Below are 17,590 nucleotides of genomic sequence, written 5' to 3'. Positions count from 1 at the left end.
GCATGTCGCCACGCACTTCAGACGGCCCCCGGTACCATCCGGGGTTCCCCAGTCACGACGCAGGCACATGGCCCGCACGAAACCCGAGGCGCCCGCAGCGCTGACCCATATCGACGCCGCCGGCCGACCGACCATGGTCGACGTGTCCGCGAAGGCGAGCACCGCGCGCGTCGCCAGCGCCGAATGTCGCGTACGTTTTCCGGCGGATGTCGCCGCGCAGCTGCACGCCAACGGTCTGAAGAGCGCGAAGGGTGGCATCGTCGACACCGCGATCATCGCCGGCACGATGGCGGTCAAGCGCACGCACGAACTGATTCCGTTCTGCCATCCGCTGCCGATCGACGGCATCGCGATCGCCATCGACTGGCACGGTGAGCGCGAGCTGCGCATCGAATGCACGGTCAAGACGACCCACCGCACCGGCGTGGAGATGGAGGCGCTGACCGGCGCGACCGTCGCCGCGCTGACCGTCTACGACATGTGCAAGGCGCTGTCGCACGCGATCGTGCTGGGCCCCGCGAAGCTGGTCGGCAAGCGCGGCGGCAAGCGCGATGTCGGATCGATCACGGGCGGTGCGCGATGAGCGCGGTGCGCGTGCTGTATTTCGCCAGCCTCCGCGATGCCGCGGGACAGGGCGAGGAGACCTGGGCCACCGATGCGCCCGATCTGCGCGCGCTGTACGCGGAACTGCGCGCGCGACATGGCTTCGCGTTGCCGGTCGATCGCCTGCGCGTTGCCGTCGATGGCGCATTCGCGCGCTGGGACGATGCGCTGCTGCCCGGCAGCGAGATCGCCTTCATTCCACCGGTCAGCGGAGGCTGAAATGCACGATCGTGATTTCTGGCTGGCGGATGCGCCGGTCGATCTGGCACCGCTGCGTCGTCGCGTCGAGCACGATCGCGCAGGCGCGTTCGCGAGCTTCGAAGGCTGGGTCCGCGACCACAACGAGGGTCGACCGGTACGCGGCCTGCGGTACGAATCCTATGTCGCACTGGCGGAGGCCGAAGGCGCAAAAGTCGTCGCCGAGGCGCGCGAACGGTTCGACCTGTGTGCGGCGCTGTGCGTACACCGCATCGGCGACCTGGCGATCGGCGACATGGCGGTGTGGGTCGGCGTGACCGCAGCGCATCGCGGCGCGGCCTTCGACGCCTGCCGTTACATCATCGACGAGATCAAGGATCGCGTGCCGATCTGGAAGCACGAACGCTACGTCGACGGCGATGCCGGCTGGTTGCATCCCGAGTCGCCGCATGGAGGTGATGCGTGAGGCGGCTGCTGCTGGCTGCGGTGTTGCTGGCGCTCACGACCGGCGCGCACGCCGCGCCGCGGCTGCTGGTCGGCAACAAGGCGGCCGACACGGTCTGGGCGCTCGACCGCGCGAGCGGTGCACGTCTGGCGGCATACGCGACCGGTCCTGCGCCACATGAAATCGCCGTCTCCCGCGATGGCCGCACCGCCGTCGTCACGACGTACGGCCACAAGGACCCACACCACGCGCTGACCGTGATCGATCTCGTCGATGGCGGCACGCGCACCATCGATCTGGGCACGCACGGCAGACCACATGGCCTGCAACTGCTCGCCAATGGCGATGCGCTGGTCACGACCGAAAGCAGCGGTGCGCTGCTGCGCGTCGACATCGCGCGCGGTGCGGTGACCGGTGTCGCGGATGTGGGCGACGGCATCGGGCATATGGTCGCGGTGTCGAAGGACGGCGCGTCCGCGTACGTCAGCAAGATCCGCGCAGGCACCGTCGTGCGCGTGGACTTGGCGACGATGCGTGCCCTGGCCGAACGGCCTGCGGGCGCTGGCGCGGAAGGCATCGCGATCGCGCCGGACGGACGCGTCTGGGTCACCAATCGCGCCGACGACACCGTGACCGTGCATGCGCCTGATTCGCTCGACATCGTGGCGACCCTGCCGAGTGCAGGGTTCCCGATCCGCGTCGCGTTCACGCCCGATGGCCAACACGCGCTGGTCACCAATGCCAAGGCGGCCACGCTGTCGGTGTTCGAGGTCGCATCGCGCCGCGCGGTGGCGACCGTCGCACTCGCGCCGACCGACGCCGCGTTGCAGACCACGCTGCTCGGCAATGGGCCGCTGCCGATCGGCGCGCTCGTCGATCCCGATGCGCCGCGGGCGTATGTCGCGATCAGTGGCGCCGACCGCATTGCGGTGATCGACACGCGCGACTGGAAGGTGCTCGAATACTGGGCGACCGGGCGCGAACCCGATGCACTGGCGCTGGTGCCGGGCGAGGTCGCGCCTTGATCGGCCGCGCCGCTGGGCTCGTCTGCATCGCCGGCCTGGCCGGCTGCGCATCGTCACCGCCGATCGCACCGGTTCAGCCGCCCGCGGCACCACCGCAGGGCGCGGTCGGCGCGTCGTTGATGGAGCCGGCCGCGGACACGCGACGCATGGACATGCAGCGCAATCGCCGTTTCATCCATCCCAATCTGGACATGCCTGCGGCAATGCCGGTCTATCCGGCGGGCCAGCTTGCGCTGCGTCTCCCGCCGGTCGTGGTGTGCATCGATGCCGCCATCGATGCGACGGGTGCAGTGACCGCGGCCGCGCCGCGTACCAGTACGGACTGCGCGCTGCCGGAGGCCGTCGAGATCGCACCGTTCACCGGCGCGGCGCTCGCTGCCGTGCGCCAGTGGACCTATGCGCCCGCGCTGCTGTGCGTGGCGCCGGAGTCCTTCGATGGCGCCGACGCCTGCCAGGCCGATGGCGTCATCGAAACCCCGACGGCTGTTCGCCTGTCCTACGCGTTTCGGTTCAGCCAGCAGGCCGGCACGCCCGAGGTCGAGCGCATCGGATCGCCGTGATCGCCTGCATCGGATAGGCGCGCCGCCGCGGGCCTGCTAGACTCCGCGTCCCGTCGTCATGGCGGGGTCGGGCGCAAGGCCCGATGCGTGTCTCCATGGTGGCCCCGTCGGCCCCTCGCGACGCTAGACCGAAAATCCCGCCAGGGCCGGAAGGCAGCAACGGTATCGGTCGATGCGGGCGCCGAGGTCAGTCGGCGGGGCCATCACCTTGTCCGGGATCCGGCCGCGTCGACGGCTTGGGGTCTGTCGCCCCGGTGCCGCGATGCATCGCCGCCGCGGCGTTCACCGCGTCTCGCGTGCGCGTTCGAAGGTGATGATGCTGCGGGTCTCGCCCTTGTCGGCCCAGTTCGGCATCACCCGCCACGGTGTCAGCACCTGCAGGCGATCGCCGTCGCGCCTGAATTGCCGGCGCTGTTCGGTGCCGACCCACGCCGGGTTCCAGGCCACGTCGACCGCGGTGATCCAGGTATCGCCTTCGATCCGGTAGCGGCCGGTGTAGGCGATCACCGTCTCCAGCAATCGTGCTTTCTCGTGTGCGCTGTCGCCCGGCTCTCGCCCGTCGCCGGTCAGCATGAACCACACCCGGCCTTCGGGCGCGAACATGACATAGCCGCTCGGGTGGGCGCCCATCGGAGGAAAGGTCTCGCCGCTGCGCCTGACCTCGACCTCATACGAGAGAAGACGCCAGCTGCCGTCGAGAGGCGCAGCGCTTGTCTGTTCGCCAGCCGGCGTGTCCTGCTGGGTGGGGGTAGTTAGCGTCATGGCATGCGTGGAGAGCGGCAAGGCGATGGGCATCTGGTGCCGGGCGACGAGGCGGCGGGTCAGCATGGCCGATCGTGGGCCGGGATGCGATGCGGGCAGGTGCCGGGTGAGGACGGAGCGCGCGCGGCGCCGGGTTTGCAGCGACACCCCGGAAGGCGTGAATGCATTGTGGGAGCTGGTGTCCGCGGCTTTTTCGAAACAACCGCTGCGCGTGTCTCCGATCGAGTGGGTGAGCACGCACGGGGTCATCCCAGCGAATGCCGGGATCGATTCCGATCTTCTCGTCGTGCGTTGTTCGAAGAAGAGATGGTGCGTGCAGTGAGCGGATGGTTCGGCCCCTCCATGGGCCGCGCTCCTCCGGCGCGCGCCTGCGGGGCCAGCCGTTCGGCTGTCCGGATTCGCTTCGGGCGGATCCCTCGAACCCGCGGAGGTTCTTTCACTCCCCTCGCCGCCAGAAACGCAAAACGCCCCACGAGGGGGCGTTTGCGTTTCTGGCGGAGAGAGGGGGATTCGAACCCCCGAAGCGCGGTTTAGACGCTTACACACTTTCCAGGCGTGCTCCTTCAACCGCTCGGACACCTCTCCAGAACTGGCCCTTCGCGGAGCGCCGGGGCGCTGCGCAACGGCGTAGGGACGCCGCGGGCCGGCCATTCTATCCGCCGGCGCCCGTGGTCACAAGGAACCGTTGGGGGCGTGGCAGAATACGAGGATGTCCTATCTCGTCCTCGCCCGGAAGTGGCGTCCGAAGCGGTTCGCCGAACTCGTCGGCCAGGAGCACGTGGTCCGTGCGCTGACCAACGCGCTGGAAACCGGCCGCGTGCATCACGCCTTCCTGTTCACCGGCACCCGCGGCGTGGGCAAGACCACGATCGCGCGGATCTTCGCCAAGAGCCTAAACTGCGAGACCGGCACCTCGTCCGATCCCTGCGGCGCTTGCGAGACCTGTCTGGCGATCGATGCCGGTCGCTACATCGATCTGCTCGAGATCGACGCCGCCAGCAACACCGGTGTCGACGACGTGCGCGAACTGATCGACAACGCGCAGTACATGCCCTCGCGCGGCCGGGTGAAGGTCTACCTGATCGACGAAGTCCACATGCTGTCGAAGTCGGCGTTCAACGCGCTGCTCAAGACGCTTGAAGAGCCGCCGGGCCACGTGAAGTTCCTGCTGGCGACGACCGACCCCCAGAAGCTGCCGGTCACTGTGCTGTCGCGCTGCCTGCAGTTCAACCTCAAGCGGCTCGACGAGCAGCAGATCCAGGGCCAGATGACGCGGATCCTCGACGCCGAGGGCATCGCGGTCGAGGCCGGTGCGATCCGACAGCTGTCGAAGGCCGCCGACGGCAGCCTGCGCGACGGCCTGTCACTGCTCGACCAGGCCATCGCCTATACGGGCGCAGGCGGCGAGGGCGGTGCGCTCGGGGATGCGGCGGTGGCGACGATGCTCGGCAGCGTGGATCGCACGCGCGTCGGTGCGCTGCTGTCGGCGCTGGCGGATGGCGACGGATCTGCGCTGCTTGCCGAGGTGGCGACGCTGGCCGAATTCTCGCCCGACTGGGGCGGCGTGCTGGATGCGGTGTCCGAAGCCCTGCATCGCATCCAGGTGCGGCAGCTGGTGCCGGAAGTCAGCGTCGAGACCGATGGCGTGGATGTCGATGCGATCGCATCGGCGGTGCGCCCGGAAGTCGTGCAGCTCTGGTACCAGATGGCGCTCAACGGACGACGTGACGTGGGCCTGGCGCCAAGCCCGCGCGCCGGTTTCGAGATGACGGTGCTGCGCATGCTCGCGTTCCGGCCTGCAGAAGGTGGCGCGGCTGCTCCCGCCGCAGGCAGCGGCAATCGCGCAAGCGGTCCGGCTGCGGCGCGCGCAGCGCTCGGTGCACAGGCGGCGCCCGCGTCCGTGCCTGCGCCGCGCACCGCATCGCCGTCTCCGACCCCGCAGGTCGCATCTGCGCCGCCGCCAGCGGCCGTGGTCGCACCGCCATCTGCGCGTCCGGCCCCGGCGCCGGTGCGCACCACTCCGCCTGTCGATGTGCCGCCTGTCGCGCCACCGCGTGCCGAAGCACCGCCGCCTGCAGTGGCTGCGAAGCTGCGCACGCTCGATGCACACCAGTGGCTCGATCTCGTCGCCGAGCTGCCCTTGCGCGGCCCGGTGCGCGAACTCGCCGCCAGCGCCGCGTTCGTCGCGCTCGACGGTGCCGTGCTGCGGCTCGCGCTGCCCGAAGCGGACGAACACCTGAAAGCGCCGATCATGGTCCACCAGCTGTGCGAGGCGCTCGCTGGCCCGCTCGGCGGCGCGCCGCAGATCCGCTTCGAGACCGCGGCTGCGAGCGAGACCGTGACGCTGCACGAACGCAATGCGCGCGAGCGCGATGCGCGGCAGTCGAACGCCGAGAGCAATTTCATGTCCGATCCGGACGTGCAGCGGCTGATGTCGCAGCAGGGTGCCCGCTTGGTGCCCGATTCGATACGCCCTTTTGAAGAACGAGGATTTCAGTGATGCGTGGAAACATTGCCCAGTTGATGCAGCAAGCGCAGAAGATGCAGGAAAACATGCAGCGCGTGCAGCAGGAACTCGCCAGTCTCGAGGTCGAAGGCAGCGCCGGCGGCGGCATGGTCGCCATCACCCTGACCGGCAACAAGGAGTGCCGCAAGGTGCGCATCGATCCGAGCGTCCTGTCGGATCCGGAGATGGCCGAAGACCTGATCGCCGCCGCGTTCAACGACGCGTCGAACAAGGTCGACGAGGAGTCGAAGAGCCGCATGTCCGGTGCAGCAGCCGGCATGCCGCTGCCGCCGGGCATGAAGCTGCCGTTCTGAGTTGCAGTGATTCGTGATCCGAGCCGACACGCTGTGCGCTGCCAGCTTTCAGCCATCACGAATCACCGCTGACGCATCGGCAACCGTATGTCCTCCCTGCTCGAACAGCTGATCGATGCGTTGCGCGTGCTGCCCGGCGTCGGGCAGAAATCCGCACAGCGCATGGCCTACCACGTGCTCGAACGCGGGCGCGAGGGCGGGGCGCGCCTGGCGACCGCGCTGGCCGAAGCGGTCGAGAAGATCGGCCATTGCCAGCGCTGCCGCGACTTCAGCGAAACCCCCGTGTGCCCGACCTGCAGCAGCGCCGCGCGCGATGCGCAGACGCTGTGCGTGGTGGAAACGCCCGCCGACCGGCTCGCGATCGAGCAGGCGACCGGGTTTCGCGGCTTCTACTTCGTGCTGCAGGGGCGGCTGAGTCCGCTCGACGGCATCGGTCCGCATGAGCTCGGGCTCGATCTGCTCGGCGCGCGACTGGCGGAAGGCGAAGTGCAGGAACTGATCATCGCGACCAACCCGACCGTCGAAGGCGAGGCCACGTCGCACTACCTGGCCCAGATCGCGCGCCAGCACGGCGTGCGCCCGAGCCGGCCGTCGCACGGGCTGCCGCTGGGCGGCGAACTGGAATACGTCGATCGCGGCACGCTGTCGCATGCATTCGGCAGTCGCAGCGAAGTGGCGTAGGCGTGCGGGGAAGGCGGCGACGGTGACGTATGCTTTTCGGCGTCCCCGATTCCGATGACCGACGTCCATGACGACCATCTTCCACAAGATCATCCAGCGCGAGATTCCCGCCGACATCGTCTTCGAGGACGACCACGTCATCGCGTTCCGCGACATCGCGCCGCAGGCGCCGGTGCATGTACTGTTCGTGCCGAAACGCGATTTCGCCACGCTCAACGACGTGCCGGCCGACGCGCCCGGGATCATCGGGCAACTGGCGATCGCGGCCGCGGGATACGCCAAGGAACAGGGATTCGCCGAAGACGGCTATCGCATCGTCATGAACTGCAATGCGCACGGCGGCCAGACGGTGTTCCAGATCCATCTGCACCTGCTGGCCGGCGCACCGCTGGGCCGCTTCGGCACTGCGGGTTGATCGGCAGGCGCCGCTCCTACGGAGCCACGATCACCAGTAGCCCCACCAGGGCCACGGCGCCGGCCGCGTGATCACGTCGACGCGCTCGCGCTTGGGCCACAGGTAGACCACGTCGGCTTCGACGCGCGGGAAGCGATAGTCGTATTCGCCGACCCGACGCGAGTCGTAGCCGGCGATCCGACCGGTGAACGTCACTTCGCGATTGATCTCGAACACCGCGGGATCGTAGAAGCCGGCGCGGCAGGCGATGAAGCGGCCGTTGGTGTCGTCGCTCGCCCAGTACGGACGACCGGTCGCGGTCAGGCGCGTGGCGATCATCTCGAAACAGGTCGCGTCGGTGCGCGGTTCCACCTGCACGATGCGGCCGCCCCAGCGCACCATCGCGCCGGTGTGTTCGCCCTGCACGGCGGCGTGTGGCGTCAGCGCTTCGACGTAGCCGCCCTGCAGCGGTTTCGGTTGGGACGCGCACGCGCCGAGCAGCAGCGCGCAGGTGACGACGGGCAGCAGGCGAAGGGCGGTCATCGAGGGGTCTCCCGGGCTGGACGGTGCGCGCGCAGTGCCCGCACCAGCGTCGCGTCGGACGCCGATGAAGCGTAGCGGGCTGCGACGAAACGACGGGTGAGGGCGACGAGCGCAGCGTCGTGCGGACGCGCGGCCCTGACGCGCTGCGCCCAGGCGATCGCAGGCTCGTGCCGTTCGCGGGCCAGTTCGAGCCGTGCATAGCGGCGGCCCAGTCGATGCCAGGCGCGCAGCAGCGGATCGCGTTCGCGCTCGGTGCGTGCGACCAGCCACAGCATCCAGCCCAGCGCGAGCGCCGCGCACAGCGAGAACAGGGCGGCGAGGCCCCCTGTGTCGATGTTCTCGAAGCCGACCCGCTGGAGCATGCGCTGCTGGCGCGCGGCATCGAACCCGAGCACGAAGTCGTTCCACGCGCGGCGCGCCCAGTCGCCCAGGTCGGCCATCGGCAACAGGGCCTCGCCACCGTCCGCGCCAAGCCGGTCCTCGAGCGTGTCGTAGATGCGTTCGGGTGCGACGGCGGCGGTCGGATCGATGCGCACCCAGCCACGTCCCTCGAGCCACACCTCGTTCCAGGCGTGCGCGTCCATGCGGCGGACGATCCAGTAGTTGCCGTAGCGGTTGCGCGTGCCGCCGGTGTAGCCGGTGACGACGCGCGTCGGAATGCCGGCCTCGCGCATCAGCACCGCGAATGCGGAGCTGAAGTGCTCGCAGAAGCCGGCGCGGGAGTCGAACAGGAACTCGTCGACCGCGTGCCGGCCCGGCAGCGGCGTGGTCAGGGTGTAGGCGAAATCGCTGCGGATCCAGGCGAGCGCGCGTTCGACGAGGGCGCCGTCGTCTGCTGTTTCGGCGCGCCACTGTCGGGCCAGTGCGCGCGTCCGCGGGTTGAAGCCCGCCGGCAGCTGCAGCGCGAGCCGGCGCAGTGGATCCGGCAGGTCGGCTTCGAAGCGCGTCGGAGGCGCAGAACGCAGCTGCCAGCGCGTCACCCGGTCGAGCCGCCGTGCGCTGGTCAGTGTGTACTCGTGCGCCGCGCGCATGCCGTCGGGAAATTCGAGCGGCATCTCCAGTGCGACGAGCAGGTTGCGCTCGGTCGGCTCCAGCGCGATCTCGTATGCCCAGGTCGGCGTGCCGTGCTCGACCGTCGCCGGCGGCAGGCTGCGCAGCCAGGGCGACGCCGTCCAGGTGCGGCCGTCGTATTGCGTGAGCGTCGGCCCGCGCCAGTACATCTCACGCGTCGAGGGCTCGGCGCCGCGGAAGGTCACGCGCATGGCCGGCGTGTCGTCGGCGATGAGGTCGATCCAGTCGCCCGGCGACATTTCGTCCGACAGGCCGGGGCGCGCGGTCGACAGGTCCGGAATGCCCCACAGCGGACTCGCCAGGCGCGGGAACAGCCAGAACGCGGCCAGCGCGAGCGGCAGGCCGATCGCGATCAGCCGCCCGACGATGCCGATGCGCGTGGCGTGGCGCACGTCTGCCGCGGGCAACCCCGATTCCTGTTCCGACAGTCGGGCGAGCGCCGCGAGCACGAGCACCGCGCCGGCCAGGCCGAGCGCGAGCGACAGCGGCCCCTGGTCGAGCAGGAAGGTCGCGAACGGCGCGAACAGGGCGAAGCCCAGCAGACTGCGTGCATCGCGCAGGGTGCGCAGCTCGGACGGCTTGATCGCGAGCATCCCGGCGAGCAGCGCGCATCCGGTGTCCCTGCCGAACTGCATGCCGCCCTGCGCGAGCACGAGCCCGAACACGGCGAGCGCGAGGATCGCGCGCAGCCAGCCCGGCGCCGTTCGGCGCGACGCCATGCCGGCCGCGAGCACACCGGCGGCCGCGATGACCACCGGTTGCGGCATCGGCAGCTGCAACAACAGCGGCAGCAGGCAGACGGCGGCCGCGATCAGCGACCAGCGACGGCCGGCGGTGTCGAGCGCGGGCGACGTGCGTGCCATCAGCCGGCGTCGGGCAGCAGCGCAAGTGCGCGCAGGCAAGCGTGTCGATGCGCGGCGCCGCGATCCGGACCGATCACCGGGGCCCCCGGAAGCAGCAGGCGATAGCGCACGGACTCGCGCTCGGCCTCGTCGACCCAGCGCGCAAGCCGGCGGATCTTCGACTCGGCATCGAGCGCGCCGAGGCGCTGCCAGTCCAGCGTCAGGTCATCGCCCTGCGGGCGTTCGAACTCGCGCACGATCAGCGCGTCGCGACGCGCCGACGCCTTCCAGGCGATCGTCCGCGGCGCATCGCCCGAGCGCCAGTCGCGCAGATGGTGCAGCTCCTCGCCGGCGGGATGGAGCCGCGCCTGCGCTTGGTCGCCGCCACCATCGGGCAGCGGTGGTCCGGACGCTTCGGGCGCCGGATACACGAGGCAGCGCGTCGTCGGCCAGACCCAGACCCACGCACGCGCCAGCCCGAGCGGGCGGGTGGTGTCGATGCGCAGGCGCGGCAGCGTCAGCCATCCCCGCCGCGACGTCGGCAGCATCACCGTCGACTCGCCACCCGCGTCGTCGAGCGACAGCAGCGCCGCGCTGTCACCGATGGCCACGCGCAGTCCCCGGCGCTCGCGTCCCGGGGCCGCTTCGACGTGCACGTGCAGCGGCATCGGCAGGCCGGCGGCGACCGGTTCACCGTGCACCGCGCGGATTTCCAGTCCGCCGAGCTGCAGTTGCGTCCACAGCAGGCTCGCCAATGCCGCGCCGACCAGCAGCAGGCACAGCAGCAACGCCGGATTGTTGTTGTAGTTGAGCGCGCCGATCGCCATCGTCGCCAGCAGCGCGGTGACGAACGCGCCGAACCCGGTGGGCAGGATGTAGATGCGCCGACTGTCCAGGCACGTGGGCAGCGCCTCCGGACGCCGCGGGCGCGCCCAGCTTTCGACGCGACGGCGCAGGCCGGCGAACGCGGGCATCAGTCGACCGGCACGGCCTGCAGGATCGACGCGGCGAGTCCGTCGGTCGCGGTATCGGCCTCGGCGACCAGGCGGTGGCTGGCGATCAGCGGAAACAGGGTCTGCACATCGTCGGGCAGGGCATGGTCACGCCCCTGCAGCAGGGCGAACGCGCGTGCGGCGCGCAGCAGGGCGAGTCCGGCACGCGGCGACAAGCCGACGCGCACGCCGGGGTGCTGACGGCTGCGCGCCATCAAGGCCTGCACGTAATCGATCAATGCGGGACTGGCATGGATCGCCGCGACGGCCTCGCGCAGCGCAAGCAGATCATCCGCGCCGAGTCGCGGCACGGTCTCGGCGATCAGCGTGCGCCGGTCGCTGCCCGACAGCAGCGCGCGCTCGGCAGCGCGGTCGGGATATCCGAGCGTGAGCCGCAGCAGGAAACGGTCGAGTTGCGAATCGGGCAGGGGGTACGTACCTGACAGGTCCACGGGGTTCTGCGTGGCGATGACGAAGAAAGGATCTGGAAGCCGGTGCGTGGTGCCGTCGACGGTGACCTGCTGCTCTGCCATCGCTTCGAGCAGCGCGCTCTGCGTGCGCGGCGGCGCGCGGTTGATCTCGTCGGCCAGCAGCACATTGGTGAACACCGGGCCGCCGTGGAATTCGAAGCGCCGCGCGCTGCCCTCGTAGACCGAGACGCCCACCACGTCCGACGGCAGCAGGTCCGAAGTGAACTGCACGCGCTGGAAGTCCAGGCCCACCGTCGCTGCGATCGCGTGCGCCAGCGTGGTCTTGCCCAGACCGGGCAGATCCTCGATCAGGATGTGGCCGTCGGCGAGCAGGGCGACGAAGCTCATCGTCACTGCAGTCTCCTTGCCGAGCACCAGCCGGTTCACCTGGGCCAGCGATGACGACAGGGCTTCACGCTGGGTGTCGGTTAGCATGGCGGGCGTCGTCGGGTCGGGCATGTAGATGTTCCTTCGGCGGTCCCCCCGAGTGTAGCGAGGTCGAGTTCAATGCGGCGGATGGAAATTCGCACGGTGTTCGTCGTGCTGTGGACGACGATCGTGCTGCTGAAACTGGCCATTGCCGCGCGGCTGCCGCTGTTCGTCGACGAGGCGTTCTACTGGCTGGAAGGCCAGCATCCCGCGTTCGCCTATTCGGACCTGCCGGGACTCACCGCGTGGCTGATCCGGCTGGGGACGGAGGTCTTCGGCGACGGCTTGCTCGCCGTGCGGCTGCCCTTCATCGCGATCTCGGCACTGGTGCCGTGGCTGGTGGTGCGGCTGACCGCGCGCGAGTTCGATCCGCAGGCCGCGTGGCTCTCGGGGTGCGCGGCGCTGTTGCTGCCGCTGCTCGGCTCGCTCGGCGTGATGGCCCTGCCCGACGCGATGCTGGCGCTGGCGACTGTCCTGTGTCTGGATGCGGGCGTGCGTCTGCTGCGCGGGGTGACCCACGGCGGCGCGCTGCTACTCGCACTTGGCCTGTCGCTCGGCGCGCTCAGCCACTACCGCTTCATCGCGGTGATCGGCGTCGGCATCGTGGCGTTGCTGGCGATCGCGAAGGGGCGTGACGCCTTGCGCGACCCGCGCGTGTGGATCGCCATCGCCACCGGCGCCGCCGCCTGGATTCCGCTGCTGGTCTGGAACATCGACAACGCCGAGGCGGGTCTGCGCTTCCAGATGGTCGACCGGCACCCGTGGGCACTGCATGCCGACGGCTGGCAGTTCATCGTGATCCAGGCGGTGATGGTGACGCCGCTGCTGTTCGCCGCACTGTTGATCGCGGCATGGCGTCTGCGCCGGGCATCCGACGATGCGGCGCGCTTCCTCGCGATTTCCGGTGGCCTGATGGTGCTCGGCTTCTTCGCGCTCGGTTTCGTCGCCGACACCGAGCGTGCGAGCTTCCACTGGCCACTGCCGGGCTATCTCGCCCTGTTGCCGCTCATCGGATTCGTACTGATGACCTGGCCGCGCTGGCTGCGCATCGCGACCTGGGCGACGATGGCGCTCGGCTTCGTGGGCGTGGTGGGCTACTACGCCGCGGTCTCGGTCCCCGAGGTACGCGAGCGCAGTGCCGGCCTCAAGTGGTACCCGTCGAACTTCGCCGGCTGGGACACCCTGGCCGATGCGGTGCGCGAGGAGCTGGCCGTCATGCCCGCCGATACCGTGCTCGTTGCCGACAATTTCAAGATCGGTGCCGAGCTCGGATTCGCGCTCGGCGATCCACGCATCCGCGTGCTCGACCATCCGCTCAACCGCCATCACGGCCGCGCGCCGCAGCTGCAGCTGTGGAATCTGCAGCTCGACGCGCGCGCCGAACTGGCCGGACGTCCGGTGCTGCTGGTGACCGGCGCCAACGACGTGAAGTTCAGTGCGCTGCTGCAGCGTTACCAGACCATCTGCGCGCGCATGGGCGGATTGCCCGTCTCGCGCGTGGTCAACGCCGATCGCGGCGCGCAGCGGTTCATCCTGTCGCGGTTCGATGCGGATGCGACCCCAGACAAGGGCGATTGCGTCACGCCCGCGCTCGCCTATGTCGATGCGCCGGTGGCGGGGGCGCGGGTCGACGCACCCTTCGAGGTGCGCGGCTGGGTGGTCAAGAACGGCAGTGGGGTCGCCTCGGTTGCGATCACGCTCGATGGCAGGCCGGTGGCCGAGGCGCAGTACGGTGCACCGAATGCGTGGATCGTCGAGCGCTTCCTGCGTGGCGATTCGCGCGATCCCGCGGGAGAGAACATTGGGTTCAGCGCCACTGTCGATCCCGCGACGCTCACGCCCGGTCGGCACTGGCTCGGGCTGGAGATCACAGGACGCGACGGCTCGGTCGAACGCTGGGCCGAACACCCGATCGACGTCGTGCCGGCGCGCTGAGTCGCGCCGTCAGGGCAGGGCGTAGCCCGCTGCGCGCAGCAGGCGCGCGGTCGCGATCAGAGGCAGGCCGATCAGCGCCGTCGGATCGTCGCTGCGGATCGCATCGAACAGCACGATGCCGAGACCCTCGCATTTGAAGCTGCCGGCGCAGTCGAACGGTTGCTCGGCATCCACATACCGCGCGATCTCGTCCGCCTGCAGCGTGCGGAACACGACCTCGGTGCGATCGCAGGCTTGGAGCGTGGGCTGTCCCGCGCGTGCGAGCGCCAGCGCGGTGTGGAACGTCACGCTGCGGCCCGACATCGCCGTCAACTGCGCGATCGCCGCCGCGCGGCCGCCGGGCTTGCCCAGGGGGCGGCCGTGGAGTGCGGCGACCTGGTCGGAGCCGATGACCCAGGCGTCCAGAGTTCCCGCGGCGACGGTCTCGGCCTTGGCCTGTGCCAGGCGGATCGCGAGCGCGGCCGGGTCTTCCCCATCCGCGGGGGTCTCGTCGACCTCCGGACGGGCGCAGGTGAACGGTAGACCTAGGCGTTCCAGCAGCTGGCGACGATAGGTGGACGTGGAACCGAGGACCAGCGGCGGGTTCATGCACCGCCTCCCGCGCGGACGAGGGCCAACTGGGCGAGCTGCCGGTCGATGCGGGCCTGCGCCTGCTCGATCGATGCGCACATCGCATCCAGCGCGGCGACATCCGCCGACAGGCCATGCTGCTGGAGCCACAGTCGCTGCCGCAGCATTTCCTGCAGCGCATCCCGCACCGGATCGCCGCCCGTCTGGCCGATCTGGGTCCGCGCGACCCGCAGCCGCGCCTCGAAGGTGTCCGCCGCATCGAGGACGCGCGCGTAGGCGCGGTGTCGCCGTCTCACGCGGCGTCGCCACGCCAGTACAATGATCGCTGCAAGCAGGGTGGCCAGCAGCAGGCTCGGAATCGGCTGCACGCAGAAGGTCCGGAGGCGCGGCGGGCCAGTCTGCCCGGCGGTCCGCGGTGTCTGCAAATCCGTCGGCGCCGCGGTCCTAGCGCCGCAACAGGCGGTTTGACAGGTCGGGGCCGCCTCTTTAACATTCGGCGGCTATGTTCGCGCAAATGCCCGAGTTGGTGGATGCTTGGCGCATGGTCGCAGGCAATATGCGCCTCGACGCGCGCCTGCCGTTGGCGTCGTTGACGCGCCTGCGGGATCTTCTGGCGGATGCCGAGGGCGATGACGTGGTCTGCTCGATCGAGTTCGGTCGCGACGCGCTGCAGCAGCCGTTCGCGCTGCTGCGCATCGAGGCCGGGTTGCCGCTGGTGTGCCAGCGGACGCTCAAGCGTTTCGTGTGGCCGCTCGAACTGGAGCAGCGGTTGGGTCTGATCCGCGACGAAGCGGAGGAGGTCGGGCTGCTGCCCGATTACGAGGCGCTGCTGCTCGAAGGCGACGGGTCGCTGTCGCCGCTTGCGCTGGTCGAGGACGAACTGATTCTGGCAATACCCGCGATTCCGGTCGCACCCGGCTCCGAAGCGATCGAACGCGACTGGCCGGTGTCGAGCGAAGAAGAGACACGCGTCAACCCGTTTTCGGCGTTGGCGGGTTTGAAGAAAGATCGAAACAACTAGAACCTGTTGGAGCAATTCCCATGGCTGTCCAGAAATCCCGCGTCACCCCGTCCCGTCGTGGCATGCGTCGCGCGCACGACAAGCTCAGCGCAAAGCTGCTGTCGACCGACCAGACGACGGGTGAGACCCATATCCGTCATCACATCACCGCCGACGGCTACTACCGTGGCAAGCAGGTGATCCAGCCGAAGACGCGCGTCGTCGAGGAAGATTGATCGCCTCGCTGCCTGCCCATCCGTGGGCAGGCGCACGATGCACCGGGCGCAGCCACCGTCCCTGACGGGCGGCTGCGTCTGCCGTCGGCAGGGATGCCGCTCCACGATCACGCGCCTGGCGCGAGGGCCGTTCCGCAGATGACCAGCACACGCATCTATTCCCGCATCGCCGGCACCGGCAGTTATCTGCCCGAGAAGGTGTTGACGAACGACGACCTCGCGAAGTTCGTCGATACCAGCGACGAGTGGATCGCGACCCGCACGGGCATCCGCGAACGCCACGTGGCCGCCGAGGGCGAGACCACCAGCGATCTGGCCTTCCACGCTGCCACGCGTGCGATGGAAGCGGCCGGCGTGTCGGCGTCCGAGCTCGACCTGATCATCCTCGGCACCACGACGCCGGACATCATCTTTCCGTCCACCGCCTGCCTGCTGCAGGCCCGGTTGGGCGCCAACGGCTGCGGTGCGTTCGACGTCAACGCCGCATGCTCGGGCTTTCTCTACGCGCTGTCGATCGCCGACAAGTTCATCAAGTCGGGCGATGCGAAGACGGCGCTGGTGGTCGGCGCCGAGACGCTGACCCGCATGGTCGACTGGCGTGAACGCACCACCGCCGTGCTGTTCGGCGACGGCGCCGGCGCGGTCGTGCTCAAGGCCGATACCGACACCGGCATCCTCAGCACCCACCTGCATGCCGATGGCGCGAAGAAGGAGCTGCTGTGGAATCCGGTCGGCGTGTCCGCCGGGTTCCGCGACGACCAGCCCAATGCCGGCGTGCGCATCCAGATGGCCGGCAGCGACGTGTTCAAGTACGCGGTCAAGGCGCTGGATTCGGTGGTCGAGGAAACACTCGTGGCCAACGGACTTGATCGTCACGACATCGACTGGCTGATTCCGCACCAGGCCAACCTGCGCATCATCGAAGCCACGGCCAAGCGCCTGGACATGCCGATGGATCGCGTCGTGGTGACGGTCGACAAACACGGCAACACCTCGTCCGGTTCGGTGCCGCTGGCGCTCGACGAGGCCGTGCGTTCGGGTCGCGTGCAACGCGGCCAGTTGCTGCTGCTCGAAGCCTTCGGTGGCGGCTTCACCTGGGGTTCGGCGCTGCTGCGCTACTGAATCCCGTTCCGGGGCCAATGGGCCCTGGCGGTGATTCCATTTTCGCGGACCTCGCGTCCGCACGACACGGAGGCTCCCGCATGGGCGTCGAATCCATCGTCGTCGCCGGGCGCGATGCCTGGCTCAAGGCCTACTCCGAGGGCGATCGCCGCAAGCTCGGTCTCGGCATCCTCGACGCGATCGCGCGCGGGCTGGAGATCGATGCGCTGCGTCCGCCGCCGCATCCCGGTGGCGGTGTGGCCAGGCAGATCGAAGCACGCCGTCTTGCCGAACTCGACGCGCAGGGCGTGCGCGTGCCGCACGTGCTCGGCGAGGGTGCCGCCACGCTGCTGTTGAGCAATCTCGGCGACACCTTCGCCGCGCGGTTGCGCGCGGCCGAAGGCGACCCCGCGCGTATCGATGCGATGACGGGTCCGGTGATCGATGCGATTGCCGATGCGCATGCGCGGGGCGCCTATTTCGGCCAGCCCCTGCCGCGCAACATCACACTCGACGACGCCGGTCGCGTGGGCTTCATCGATTTCGAGGAAGACCCGCTCGAAGTGATGTCGCTGCCGCAGGCGCAGGCACGCGACTGGCTGATGTTCGCGTTCGGCATGGCGAAGTACTACGACGGCCGCACCGATGCGCTCGCCGACATGCTCGCGCGGGTCATGCAGCGCGCGCCGGAGGTGGCCGCGCACGCGGGCCGCGTCGGGCGCCTGCAGGGTCTCGCGCAGCGCATCGGCTGGCTCGGACGCTCCGCGCGCCACGTCGCGCATTCCATCCTCGTCGTGCGCGCCGCGACGCTGCTGCCGATGCTGCTCGGTATCGCCGTGCTGTGGGACTGGCTTGAGGACGGCGAGATCGAACTGCTGCGGATGATGTTCTGAGCCGCCTGCACGCGCCGCGC

The 17,590-nt window shown here is 69.6% G+C and carries 21 protein-coding genes, 1 tRNA gene and 1 other RNA gene; 15 read left to right on the top strand and 8 right to left on the bottom strand.

From position 1 onward, the window contains the following. Positions 1-67: 67 nt before the first annotated feature. The 6 genes from moaC (at position 68) to ffs (ending at position 3,032) form a co-directional block, all read left to right on the top strand. Entirely contained in the window at positions 68-583 is a 516-nt protein-coding gene (gene moaC, locus CURTO8I2_RS05030; RefSeq protein WP_159679206.1) for a cyclic pyranopterin monophosphate synthase MoaC, read from the top strand. Beyond that, entirely contained in the window at positions 580-822 is a 243-nt protein-coding gene (locus CURTO8I2_RS05025; RefSeq protein ID WP_159679205.1) for a MoaD/ThiS family protein, read from the top strand. The genes moaC and CURTO8I2_RS05025 overlap by 4 nt, the downstream gene beginning before the upstream one ends. A gap of 1 nt (position 823) precedes the next feature. Continuing rightward, entirely contained in the window at positions 824-1,267 is a 444-nt protein-coding gene (locus CURTO8I2_RS05020) for a molybdenum cofactor biosynthesis protein MoaE (protein ID WP_159679203.1), read from the top strand. Then, positions 1,264-2,271: a beta-propeller fold lactonase family protein gene (locus CURTO8I2_RS05015; protein WP_159679202.1), complete on the top strand. Its 1,008-nt coding sequence runs from the start codon at positions 1,264-1,266 to the stop codon at positions 2,269-2,271. Before CURTO8I2_RS05020 ends, CURTO8I2_RS05015 begins: the two co-directional genes overlap by 4 nt. Continuing rightward, a complete protein-coding gene (locus tag CURTO8I2_RS05010; RefSeq protein WP_159679200.1) occupies positions 2,268-2,831 on the top strand; it encodes a hypothetical protein in 564 nt (187 codons plus the stop codon). Before CURTO8I2_RS05015 ends, CURTO8I2_RS05010 begins: the two co-directional genes overlap by 4 nt. Positions 2,832-2,935: 104 nt before the next feature. After that, an RNA gene (gene ffs / locus CURTO8I2_RS05005) (signal recognition particle sRNA small type) lies at positions 2,936-3,032 on the top strand. 81 nt (positions 3,033-3,113) lie between these two features. Here ffs and CURTO8I2_RS05000 read toward each other — a convergent pair. Further along, entirely contained in the window at positions 3,114-3,659 is a 546-nt protein-coding gene (locus CURTO8I2_RS05000) for a lipocalin-like domain-containing protein (protein ID WP_236551002.1), read from the bottom strand. 426 nt (positions 3,660-4,085) lie between these two features. Next, positions 4,086-4,178 (bottom strand) — tRNA-Ser (locus tag CURTO8I2_RS04995). A 124-nt stretch (positions 4,179-4,302) separates the two neighbouring features. Between CURTO8I2_RS04995 and dnaX the strand changes: the two genes are divergently transcribed. The 4 genes from dnaX to CURTO8I2_RS04975 all read left to right on the top strand — a co-directional run bounded on the left by dnaX (position 4,303) and on the right by CURTO8I2_RS04975 (position 7,509). Continuing rightward, positions 4,303-6,093, top strand: a complete 1,791-nt coding sequence (gene dnaX / locus CURTO8I2_RS04990; protein WP_159679199.1) for a DNA polymerase III subunit gamma/tau — start codon at positions 4,303-4,305, stop codon at positions 6,091-6,093. After that, the gene (locus tag CURTO8I2_RS04985) at positions 6,093-6,413 is read left to right on the top strand and encodes a YbaB/EbfC family nucleoid-associated protein (protein WP_159679197.1); all 321 of its coding nucleotides are present in this window, start codon (positions 6,093-6,095) and stop codon (positions 6,411-6,413) included. Before dnaX ends, CURTO8I2_RS04985 begins: the two co-directional genes overlap by 1 nt. Positions 6,414-6,500: 87 nt before the next feature. Continuing rightward, on the top strand, positions 6,501-7,094 hold the full coding sequence (gene recR, locus CURTO8I2_RS04980; protein ID WP_159679196.1) for a recombination mediator RecR: 594 nt from the start codon (positions 6,501-6,503) through the stop codon (positions 7,092-7,094). A gap of 67 nt (positions 7,095-7,161) precedes the next feature. Further along, the gene (locus CURTO8I2_RS04975) at positions 7,162-7,509 is read left to right on the top strand and encodes a histidine triad nucleotide-binding protein (protein ID WP_159679194.1); all 348 of its coding nucleotides are present in this window, start codon (positions 7,162-7,164) and stop codon (positions 7,507-7,509) included. Positions 7,510-7,539: 30 nt separating this feature from the next. Here the strand turns inward: CURTO8I2_RS04975 and CURTO8I2_RS04970 are convergent, their stop codons facing one another. The 4 genes from CURTO8I2_RS04970 to CURTO8I2_RS04955 are packed head-to-tail and all read right to left on the bottom strand — an operon-like array spanning position 7,540 to position 11,865. After that, the gene (locus CURTO8I2_RS04970) at positions 7,540-8,031 is read right to left on the bottom strand and encodes a Slp family lipoprotein (RefSeq protein ID WP_159679192.1); all 492 of its coding nucleotides are present in this window, start codon (positions 8,029-8,031) and stop codon (positions 7,540-7,542) included. Next, positions 8,028-9,965, bottom strand: coding sequence for a DUF3488 and transglutaminase-like domain-containing protein (locus CURTO8I2_RS04965; RefSeq protein WP_159679191.1), 1,938 nt, complete (start codon positions 9,963-9,965; stop codon positions 8,028-8,030). The genes CURTO8I2_RS04970 and CURTO8I2_RS04965 overlap by 4 nt, the downstream gene beginning before the upstream one ends. Continuing rightward, complete coding sequence (locus CURTO8I2_RS04960) at positions 9,965-10,918, bottom strand: DUF58 domain-containing protein (RefSeq protein WP_159679189.1); 954 nt, start codon at positions 10,916-10,918, stop codon at positions 9,965-9,967. Before CURTO8I2_RS04960 ends, CURTO8I2_RS04965 begins: the two co-directional genes overlap by 1 nt. Next, a complete protein-coding gene (locus CURTO8I2_RS04955; RefSeq protein WP_159679187.1) occupies positions 10,918-11,865 on the bottom strand; it encodes an AAA family ATPase in 948 nt (315 codons plus the stop codon). Before CURTO8I2_RS04955 ends, CURTO8I2_RS04960 begins: the two co-directional genes overlap by 1 nt. Positions 11,866-11,922: 57 nt before the next feature. Between CURTO8I2_RS04955 and CURTO8I2_RS04950 the strand changes: the two genes are divergently transcribed. Further along, positions 11,923-13,770 carry a glycosyltransferase family 39 protein gene (locus CURTO8I2_RS04950; RefSeq protein ID WP_236551001.1) on the top strand — a complete coding sequence of 616 codons (1,848 nt, stop codon included), beginning with the start codon at positions 11,923-11,925 and terminating at the stop codon, positions 13,768-13,770. A gap of 9 nt (positions 13,771-13,779) precedes the next feature. Here the strand turns inward: CURTO8I2_RS04950 and CURTO8I2_RS04945 are convergent, their stop codons facing one another. Beyond that, positions 13,780-14,358, bottom strand: coding sequence for a Maf family nucleotide pyrophosphatase (locus CURTO8I2_RS04945; protein ID WP_159679184.1), 579 nt, complete (start codon positions 14,356-14,358; stop codon positions 13,780-13,782). Further along, positions 14,355-14,708 carry a hypothetical protein gene (locus tag CURTO8I2_RS04940; protein ID WP_159679182.1) on the bottom strand — a complete coding sequence of 118 codons (354 nt, stop codon included), beginning with the start codon at positions 14,706-14,708 and terminating at the stop codon, positions 14,355-14,357. Before CURTO8I2_RS04940 ends, CURTO8I2_RS04945 begins: the two co-directional genes overlap by 4 nt. Before the next feature lie 134 nt (positions 14,709-14,842). Between CURTO8I2_RS04940 and CURTO8I2_RS04935 the strand changes: the two genes are divergently transcribed. The 4 genes from CURTO8I2_RS04935 (at position 14,843) to CURTO8I2_RS04920 (ending at position 17,570) form a co-directional block, all read left to right on the top strand. After that, positions 14,843-15,361, top strand: a complete 519-nt coding sequence (locus tag CURTO8I2_RS04935; protein ID WP_159679181.1) for a YceD family protein — start codon at positions 14,843-14,845, stop codon at positions 15,359-15,361. A 20-nt stretch (positions 15,362-15,381) separates the two neighbouring features. Continuing rightward, positions 15,382-15,576 carry a 50S ribosomal protein L32 gene (gene rpmF, locus CURTO8I2_RS04930; RefSeq protein WP_159679179.1) on the top strand — a complete coding sequence of 65 codons (195 nt, stop codon included), beginning with the start codon at positions 15,382-15,384 and terminating at the stop codon, positions 15,574-15,576. 138 nt (positions 15,577-15,714) lie between these two features. Further along, positions 15,715-16,698 (top strand): beta-ketoacyl-ACP synthase III, encoded by a 984-nt coding sequence (locus CURTO8I2_RS04925; RefSeq protein ID WP_159679178.1) that lies wholly within the window; start codon positions 15,715-15,717, stop codon positions 16,696-16,698. Between the two features lie 80 nt (positions 16,699-16,778). Further along, positions 16,779-17,570 carry a serine/threonine protein phosphatase gene (locus CURTO8I2_RS04920; protein ID WP_159679176.1) on the top strand — a complete coding sequence of 264 codons (792 nt, stop codon included), beginning with the start codon at positions 16,779-16,781 and terminating at the stop codon, positions 17,568-17,570. The last annotated feature ends 20 nt before the right edge of the window (positions 17,571-17,590 follow it).

Origin of the sequence: Luteimonas sp. 9C, assembly GCF_902506295.1 — a bacterium.
Lineage (GTDB): Bacteria > Pseudomonadota > Gammaproteobacteria > Xanthomonadales > Xanthomonadaceae > Luteimonas.
The sequence above is the reverse complement of the archived record's forward strand: the minus strand, read 5'-3'. Positions and strand labels throughout refer to the sequence as shown.

Bases quoted from the DNA above. Each gene is read 5' to 3' on its own strand.
- moaC (WP_159679206.1), top strand. From the start codon at position 68: ATGGCCCGCACGAAACCCGAGGCGCCCGCAGCGCTGACCCATATCGAC.
- CURTO8I2_RS05025 (WP_159679205.1), top strand. From the start codon at position 580: ATGAGCGCGGTGCGCGTGCTGTATTTCGCCAGCCTCCGCGATGCCGCG.
- CURTO8I2_RS05020 (WP_159679203.1), top strand. From the start codon at position 824: ATGCACGATCGTGATTTCTGGCTGGCGGATGCGCCGGTCGATCTGGCA.
- CURTO8I2_RS05000 (WP_236551002.1), bottom strand. From the start codon at position 3,659: ATGCTGACCCGCCGCCTCGTCGCCCGGCACCAGATGCCCATCGCCTTG.
- dnaX (WP_159679199.1), top strand. From the start codon at position 4,303: ATGTCCTATCTCGTCCTCGCCCGGAAGTGGCGTCCGAAGCGGTTCGCC.
- CURTO8I2_RS04985 (WP_159679197.1), top strand. From the start codon at position 6,093: ATGCGTGGAAACATTGCCCAGTTGATGCAGCAAGCGCAGAAGATGCAG.
- recR (WP_159679196.1), top strand. From the start codon at position 6,501: ATGTCCTCCCTGCTCGAACAGCTGATCGATGCGTTGCGCGTGCTGCCC.
- CURTO8I2_RS04975 (WP_159679194.1), top strand. From the start codon at position 7,162: ATGACGACCATCTTCCACAAGATCATCCAGCGCGAGATTCCCGCCGAC.
- CURTO8I2_RS04970 (WP_159679192.1), bottom strand. From the start codon at position 8,031: ATGACCGCCCTTCGCCTGCTGCCCGTCGTCACCTGCGCGCTGCTGCTC.
- CURTO8I2_RS04965 (WP_159679191.1), bottom strand. From the start codon at position 9,965: ATGGCACGCACGTCGCCCGCGCTCGACACCGCCGGCCGTCGCTGGTCG.
- CURTO8I2_RS04960 (WP_159679189.1), bottom strand. From the start codon at position 10,918: ATGCCCGCGTTCGCCGGCCTGCGCCGTCGCGTCGAAAGCTGGGCGCGC.
- CURTO8I2_RS04955 (WP_159679187.1), bottom strand. From the start codon at position 11,865: ATGCCCGACCCGACGACGCCCGCCATGCTAACCGACACCCAGCGTGAA.
- CURTO8I2_RS04950 (WP_236551001.1), top strand. From the start codon at position 11,923: ATGGAAATTCGCACGGTGTTCGTCGTGCTGTGGACGACGATCGTGCTG.
- CURTO8I2_RS04945 (WP_159679184.1), bottom strand. From the start codon at position 14,358: ATGAACCCGCCGCTGGTCCTCGGTTCCACGTCCACCTATCGTCGCCAG.
- CURTO8I2_RS04935 (WP_159679181.1), top strand. From the start codon at position 14,843: ATGTTCGCGCAAATGCCCGAGTTGGTGGATGCTTGGCGCATGGTCGCA.
- rpmF (WP_159679179.1), top strand. From the start codon at position 15,382: ATGGCTGTCCAGAAATCCCGCGTCACCCCGTCCCGTCGTGGCATGCGT.
- CURTO8I2_RS04925 (WP_159679178.1), top strand. From the start codon at position 15,715: ATGACCAGCACACGCATCTATTCCCGCATCGCCGGCACCGGCAGTTAT.
- CURTO8I2_RS04920 (WP_159679176.1), top strand. From the start codon at position 16,779: ATGGGCGTCGAATCCATCGTCGTCGCCGGGCGCGATGCCTGGCTCAAG.